Consider the following 6,668-nt stretch of genomic DNA (forward strand, 5'->3'; position numbering starts at 1 on the left):
AGCGCACTGTTAGGAGTTTCAGCCATGACCGATATACATGATGCAGAAGCCGCCCGATGGAATTACCGCCCCGAAGGGCCCGTCGGTTTGAACCCTTTGTTCAACTGGCCGCCGCGTCCTGCGGCTATCCTGAACTGGTACAAAGGGGCTTGGCTTCACCTTACGTCGCTGACGCTTTGCATGGTGATGGCTTTTGCCGCCTATTTCGTGTTTTTACCTCCATTAGAGACCATGCAGAGTTTCGCGCCCGGCTGGATGTTCCGTATCTGGCTGCTGAACATGGTGCCTCAGATCATGATAGCAGGAGGTCTGCATTGGTGGCTTTACATGCGCAAAGGGCAGGGCATGTACAAGAAATTCGACCGGCGTGATCTGACACGTGACAATGGGTCGTTTACCTTTCGAAATCAGGTTTTGGATAACATCTGGTGGACGCTGGGAAGTGCGGTGACTGTGGCGACGGTCTATCAGTGGCTGATCTACTGGGCGATGGCGAATGGCTATGCGCCAGTGATAACCTGGGCCGCGGCCCCCGTTTGGTTCGTGATCTGGATGCTTTTCATCCCGATGTGGTCAGGGCTTCATTTCTACTGGGTGCACCGATTGGAACATCACCCGAAACTCTACAAGCACGTTCATGCTGTGCACCATCGTAACGTCAATATCGGACCATGGTCGGGAATATCGAACCACTGGTATGAAAACCTTCTCTATTTCACCACCTACTTCATCCATCTGATTGTACCCTCGCATCCGCTGCATCTGCTGTTTCACGCCTACTTCCAGCAGATCAGCCCGGTACTGTCTCACTCGGGTTTCGAAAAGCTGAAGGCTGGTGAAACGGATGCCGCGCGGGCAGGGGACTTCTTCCACCAGCTTCATCACCGGTATTTCGAGTGTAACTACGGCACATCCGAGATTCCGTTCGACAAGTGGTTCGGCACTTATCACGATGGTTCAGCCGAGGCGACAACGCGGACACGGGCTTTCAAGAAGCAGATGTATACTTAGATCACGAGGGCGTTCTGCCCCGCCGAGTTCTGCATAGGTCCGTATATGACCTACGCAGAGCTTTGGTCAGGTTTTCTCAAACAACGCGATCAAAGCGACGTCATCTTTGTTAGGGCCGGCAGCAAGATCGCCATAAATCCGGACCTGCGTTAACGATAAGTCTCTGATCTGATCCGCTTCGAGGCGGCGGAAGGTATCGGCGAACCCGAGCGCCTCAAAGTGTTTTGCGTTGATCGACAGGGCGAACTGCGCACCGTGGCGTGCGACGCGCAAGAGCGCTGGCAAAACTTCTGGCCCAAGATGGCCATGGGTGAACGTTCCGGACGAGACGACACCGGCATAGCTGCCGCGCGGAACCGGCAGGCCCTGATTGAGATCGGCTTCGATCGCGTCGCGATAGATATCCTTGCGCATCGCCTCGTCCAGCATTTCGGCGCTGATATCGGTGGCGTCGATCGGACCCACGCCCAACCCGGCCAGAATAGCTCCGCATAACCCCGTGCCCGCGCCTACATCCAATACCGGGCCTTGTCCGCCTGCACCCACAAAAGCGCGCGCCGTGTGGATGTGGAGTTGATAGTCCTCAAGCGCTGCGAAACTGTCGTCATATTCCCCTGCCCATTCCGCATAAAGGCGCTTGTTCTCCTCGGGCGATTTCAGGGAGTAGGCTGCGTGCAAGTCAGGTGTCTTTTTGGTCATTTCTCAATGAATGCGCATCAGAGGATTCGAATCAAGTGCGTCCATCCGGCGCTTGCATCCACGTGCCGGGCAGATCATCAAAGGGACCATGACACAGACACTATTCTCCTTCGGCCACGGCTATTCTGCCCGAGCGATATCGAGGCAACTGGATCCAACCACATGGCGGGTCATCGGAACCACGCGTGATTCCCAGCAACTTGAGACAATCCGCGACTCGGGCGCCGAGCCTTGGGTCTGGCCGGGGGATCGGCCTGATCTGGATGGGGTGACGCATCTGCTTGTCTCTACAGCACCCACAGCCGATGGTGATCCGGTGCTGGCGGAATTGAAGGATGAGATCGCCGCGCGGATCGGACAGTTCAAATGGGTCGGCTACCTGTCGACCACAGCCGTTTACGGGGATCACCAGGGAGGCTGGGTGGATGAGACGACGCCCGCCACACCGACGGCTGAACGTGGCCGTTGGCGCGTGCGTGCCGAGGAGCAATGGGGCGGCATTCCGGGCCTGCCCTTGCATATCTTCCGACTGGCAGGGATTTACGGGCCGGGTCGCGGGCCGTTTTCAAAGCTGAAACGCGGAGGGTTGCGGCGGATCATCAAGCCGGGCCAGGTATTTTCGCGCATTCATGTTGACGACATCGCACAAGTTTTGATCGCGTCGATGGCCAAACCCAATCCGGGTGCGATCTATAATGTCTGTGATGATGAACCGGTGCCTCCGCAGGACGTGATCGGCTATGCCGCCGAGTTGCAAGGTCTGCCGATGCCACCTGCGGTTCCGTTTGATGAGGCTGATCTGACTCCGATGGCGCGCAGTTTCTATAATGAGAACAAGCGCGTTCGGAATGATCGGATCAAGGATGAACTGGGCGTCTCATTGCTCTATCCGAACTACCGTGTAGGGTTGGAAGCACTGATGCAGCATCAGAAGGATGCCACTTGATCGCCGCGCCTTGCCAAGAAACCGGCACGGATTGTATGGGATTTCGATGAAAGACCGCTCTGTCCCGCTGAACATTACCGTTTCGACCCTGACCCGGCAGCGGCCCGAGATGCTGGCCGCTTTGATTCGAAGCTGGGGAGAGATGAAGCTGCCGCCCGACTGCTCGGTGCGATGTTTGGTGGTGGAAAACGACAGCTCAGCGCTCAGCGAAGGTACCGTGCAGGCAGTAGGGGAGAAGCTGCCTAATGGAGCAAGTCTGAACTATGTCCTTGAGACCGAACTCGGCATCCCGTTCGGACGCAACCGAGCCGCGCGCGAAGCGTTGGAGAATGGCTCGGATCTGCTCTGTTTTGTCGATGATGACGAGGTGGTGGCGGTCGATTGGCTTGAACGGTTGGTCGCCGGGTATCGCAACAGCTCTGCCGTGCTAATGGGCGCTCCGCTTCGTGCGGCGGGGCCATCGGGGCAGGAGACCGCGATTCAGCGGCTGATGTTGCGCAATATCAGCAACCGTTACCTCGACAAGGAAAACGCAGCCGCCAAGAAAGCCACGCTGAACGATACGGGCGGCGTGACCATTGTGACCAACAATTGGCTGGGCGAGACACGTCTGTTCAGCGAAACCGGCCTTTGGTTCGATGAAACCATGCGGATGACCGGGGGGACGGATGCAAAGTTCTATGCCGAGACCGTTGCTGCAGGCTTACCGGTCGGCTGGGTGCCCGACGCTTTTGTGTACGAGACCATTCCTCCCGAAAGGTTGTCATTCTGGTATCAGACCGCCCGGGGAAGGGACCAGTCCAACACCCATATGCGCCGTAAGCTTGATCAGAAGCCAACAAAGGCGATCTTGGGGTTTTTGAGCACCCCCTTCCGCTTGTTGGCGCTGTTAGGGGCAATCCTTCTGTTTCCGTTCCAACCAGATCGGCGATTGATCCAGATCGCCCGAACGGTTGGGTGGCTTGTCGGGGTATTGGGAATTCCCTTCGGCTATAAATCGGCCCTTTATAAGAAGGTCAGTGGCCACTGAATCTGGGCCGGTCAATCCGTTTTGCGCTAGACTCAGTTCAGTCGTTTCATGCGCGGCCATCATCGGAAGTTTATTTGCGTCCACTCTCTCTTGTGCCCGACTTGCGAGGCACGGTGAAGCTTGGTGGTGCAATCGCAATCACGCGCTTCAGGGTCAGGCTGCGCGCAGATGTTCAAGTGATAGCTCTGGATTATCAATATCATCAAAAAACAAAACTTATATGAATGGCTTGGATTTGCTAAATCTACATCCAAACAGAAAGAACGAGTCGTTAATGCTATTTCCTACAATGAAGGCAGGGCCGATCTGCGCGATCCCGCGTAACGCCCATGCCAAGGACGAGCGCAAAAACACTCAAGACCCCTGTTTCTCGTTTCAAAGTTAACCGCGCGACGCACACATCTAGCCAGGACTGGAGATCGATATGGACGGAAGTGATACCCCCAACATGGGCAAATGCCCGGTAATGCATGGCGCCGAGGCCCGGTCCAACCGGGATTGGTGGCCGAACCAACTGAACCTGTCGATTCTGCATCAGCATAGCCCTGCATCGAACCCGATGGGCGAGACATTCGACTATGCCGAAGAGTTCAAGAAGCTCGACCTGAAGGCACTGAAGGAAGACCTGTATGAGCTGATGACAGATTCGCAAGATTGGTGGCCCGCAGATTATGGTCACTATGGCGGTTTGTTCATTCGTATGGCCTGGCACGCAGCGGGCACCTACCGCACGGCAGATGGCCGCGGCGGCGCATCGACCGGCAATCAGCGGTTCGCGCCTCTGAACAGCTGGCCGGACAATGGCAACCTGGACAAAGCGCGCCGTCTGCTTTGGCCGATCAAGCAGAAGTACGGCAACCAGATCTCGTGGGCTGACCTTTACATATTGGCGGGCAACTGCGCGATCGAATCCATGGGCGGCACAACATTTGGATTCTCCGGTGGTCGTGAAGACATCTGGGCACCTGAGGAAGACATTTATTGGGGTGCCGAGACCGAATGGCTGGCTCCAACCGAGAACCCGCACAGCCGCTATTCGGGCGAACGTGATCTGGAAAACCCGTTGGCCGCTGTGCAAATGGGTCTGATCTATGTGAATCCCGAAGGTCCAGATGGTCAGCCAGATGCCTTGGCTTCAGGTCGCGATATTCGCGACACCTTTGGCCGAATGGCGATGAATGACGAAGAAACCGTTGCTTTGGTTGCGGGTGGCCACACCTTTGGTAAGGCCCACGGCGCCGGTGATCCCGGTCTTGTCGGTCCCGAACCCGAGGCCGCCCCGATGGAGGCGATGGGCTTTGGCTGGATCAACGACTTTGGCAGCGGCAAGGGTGATGATACCACCACCAGCGGCATCGAGGGTGCCTGGACCGCAAACCCGACCAAGTGGGACAACGGTTACTTCGACCTGCTGTTTGGCTACGACTGGAACCTGACCAAGAGCCCAGCGGGCGCGTGGATCTGGGAACCTGTTGGGGTCAAGGAAGAGGACATGGCCCCGGCAGCGGGTGATCCATCGAAAAAGGTCAAGACTATGATGACCACCGCCGACATGGCGATGCGCATGGACCCGATCTATGGCCCGATCTCGAAGCGCTTCCACGAAAACCCGGACGAATTTGCCGATGCCTTTGCCCGCGCGTGGTTCAAACTGACCCACCGCGACATGGGTCCGCGTGCGCGTTATCTGGGAGCCGAGGCACCTAGCGAAGAGCTTATTTGGCAAGACAACGTCCCGGCCGTCGATCACGCGCTTATTGACGACGCTGATGTAGCCGATCTGAAAGCCAAGATACTCGCGACGGGATTGTCTGTCTCAGATCTGGTGTCGACCGCATGGGCTTCGGCCTCGACCTTCCGGGGATCGGATATGCGTGGCGGTGCCAACGGTGCGCGCGTTCGTCTGGCCCCGCAGAAGGATTGGGAGGTCAACGAACCGCTGAAACTATCCAAGGCGCTGAATGCGCTGGAAGGCGTTCAGAAAGCGTTCAATGACGCGCAGTCTGGTGGCAAGAAGGTCTCATTGGCCGATCTCATTGTCTTGGGTGGTGGTGCTGCCATCGAAAAGGCAGCCAAGGCCGCAGGTCATGATGTTGATGTTCCCTTTAGCCCCGGTCGCACCGATGCTTCACAAGAGCAGACGGATGTCGAGTCTTTCGCGGTGATGGAACCGATAGCGGACGGTTTCCGCAACTACCTGCACAAGGAATACTCGGTTCCGGCCGAGGCCCTGCTAGTGGACAAAGCGCAACTGCTGACGCTGTCGGCACCGGAGATGACTGCGCTTGTAGGTGGGATGCGTGTGCTGGGCACAAACTTTGACGGAACTTCTCATGGTGTGCTGACCGAACGGGTCGGCACGCTCAGCACCGATTTCTTCGTGAACCTGCTGGATATGGGCACCGAATGGAAACCATCCGGTGACGGCGTCTATGAAGGCCGCGACCGCGCAAGTGGTGACGTGAAGTGGACAGGTACCCGCGTGGATTTGGTCTTTGGGTCGAACTCGCAGCTGCGGGCACTGGCCGAGGTCTATGGTCAGGACGACGCAGGTGGCAAATTTGTCTGCGATTTCGTCTCGGCCTGGAACAAGGTGATGAACGCGGATCGTTTTGATCTGAAGTAACCCTATAACCATCGCAGTAAATTGCGCCGCCCGACGAGAGTCGGGCGGCGTTTTCATGCGCCTGACTCAGGGCGCGTACCAAGCATTGGGTACGATTCCGCCGAGAGACTGTTCTTTCTCTTTCTATAAACCTCCTTTTTGTGAGTTCTCGGGAGGATTTGTTAAGCTAACCTGTTGTTTTTATTAAGGTGAAGAAGAAGGTGGTCGGAAATGTGAAGTTTTTTCAAATTGGGGGTTGCAGGTCCCAGACCTAATCCGTAAATACCCCTTCACCGGCGCTGCTGAGGTGCTGGGACGCGGTGGAAGCTGCGGAGACGCTCGGGAGAGACTGGGGGCATCTGAGGTTTTTGATTGGG

The 6,668-nt window shown here is 56.8% G+C and carries 5 protein-coding genes; 4 read left to right on the forward strand and 1 reads right to left on the reverse strand.

Translation table 11 applies throughout. The features are described 5' to 3' along the window. Nucleotides 1-24: 24 nt before the first annotated feature. Nucleotides 25-1,011 carry a sterol desaturase family protein gene (locus tag ACR0AU_RS20890; protein WP_480796233.1) on the forward strand — a complete coding sequence of 329 codons (987 nt, stop codon included), beginning with the start codon at nt 25-27 and terminating at the stop codon, nt 1,009-1,011. Nucleotides 1,012-1,077: 66 nt separating this feature from the next. On the opposite strand, the gene ACR0AU_RS20895 is transcribed toward ACR0AU_RS20890, so the two are convergent. After that, complete coding sequence (locus ACR0AU_RS20895; protein WP_170408735.1) at nt 1,078-1,710, reverse strand: class I SAM-dependent DNA methyltransferase; 633 nt, start codon at nt 1,708-1,710, stop codon at nt 1,078-1,080. Nucleotides 1,711-1,798: 88 nt separating this feature from the next. Here ACR0AU_RS20895 and ACR0AU_RS20900 point away from each other — a divergent pair, with 88 nt between their 5' ends. The 3 genes from ACR0AU_RS20900 (at nt 1,799) to katG (ending at nt 6,312) form a co-directional block, all read left to right on the forward strand. Next, nucleotides 1,799-2,656: an SDR family oxidoreductase gene (locus tag ACR0AU_RS20900; protein ID WP_170408734.1), complete on the forward strand. Its 858-nt coding sequence runs from the start codon at nt 1,799-1,801 to the stop codon at nt 2,654-2,656. Between the two features lie 46 nt (nt 2,657-2,702). Next, nucleotides 2,703-3,686 (forward strand): glycosyltransferase, encoded by a 984-nt coding sequence (locus ACR0AU_RS20905; protein ID WP_170734102.1) that lies wholly within the window; start codon nt 2,703-2,705, stop codon nt 3,684-3,686. A 424-nt stretch (nt 3,687-4,110) separates the two neighbouring features. Beyond that, entirely contained in the window at nt 4,111-6,312 is a 2,202-nt protein-coding gene (gene katG / locus ACR0AU_RS20910) for a catalase/peroxidase HPI (protein WP_480796234.1), read from the forward strand. The last annotated feature ends 356 nt before the right edge of the window (nt 6,313-6,668 follow it).

It is taken from the genome of Ruegeria sp. CG1 (assembly GCF_056537265.1).

Bases quoted from the DNA above. Each gene is read 5' to 3' on its own strand.
- ACR0AU_RS20900 (WP_170408734.1), top strand. From the start codon at position 1,799: ATGACACAGACACTATTCTCCTTCGGCCACGGCTATTCTGCCCGAGCG.
- katG (WP_480796234.1), top strand. From the start codon at position 4,111: ATGGACGGAAGTGATACCCCCAACATGGGCAAATGCCCGGTAATGCAT.
- ACR0AU_RS20890 (WP_480796233.1), top strand. From the start codon at position 25: ATGACCGATATACATGATGCAGAAGCCGCCCGATGGAATTACCGCCCC.
- ACR0AU_RS20905 (WP_170734102.1), top strand. From the start codon at position 2,703: ATGAAAGACCGCTCTGTCCCGCTGAACATTACCGTTTCGACCCTGACC.
- ACR0AU_RS20895 (WP_170408735.1), bottom strand. From the start codon at position 1,710: ATGACCAAAAAGACACCTGACTTGCACGCAGCCTACTCCCTGAAATCG.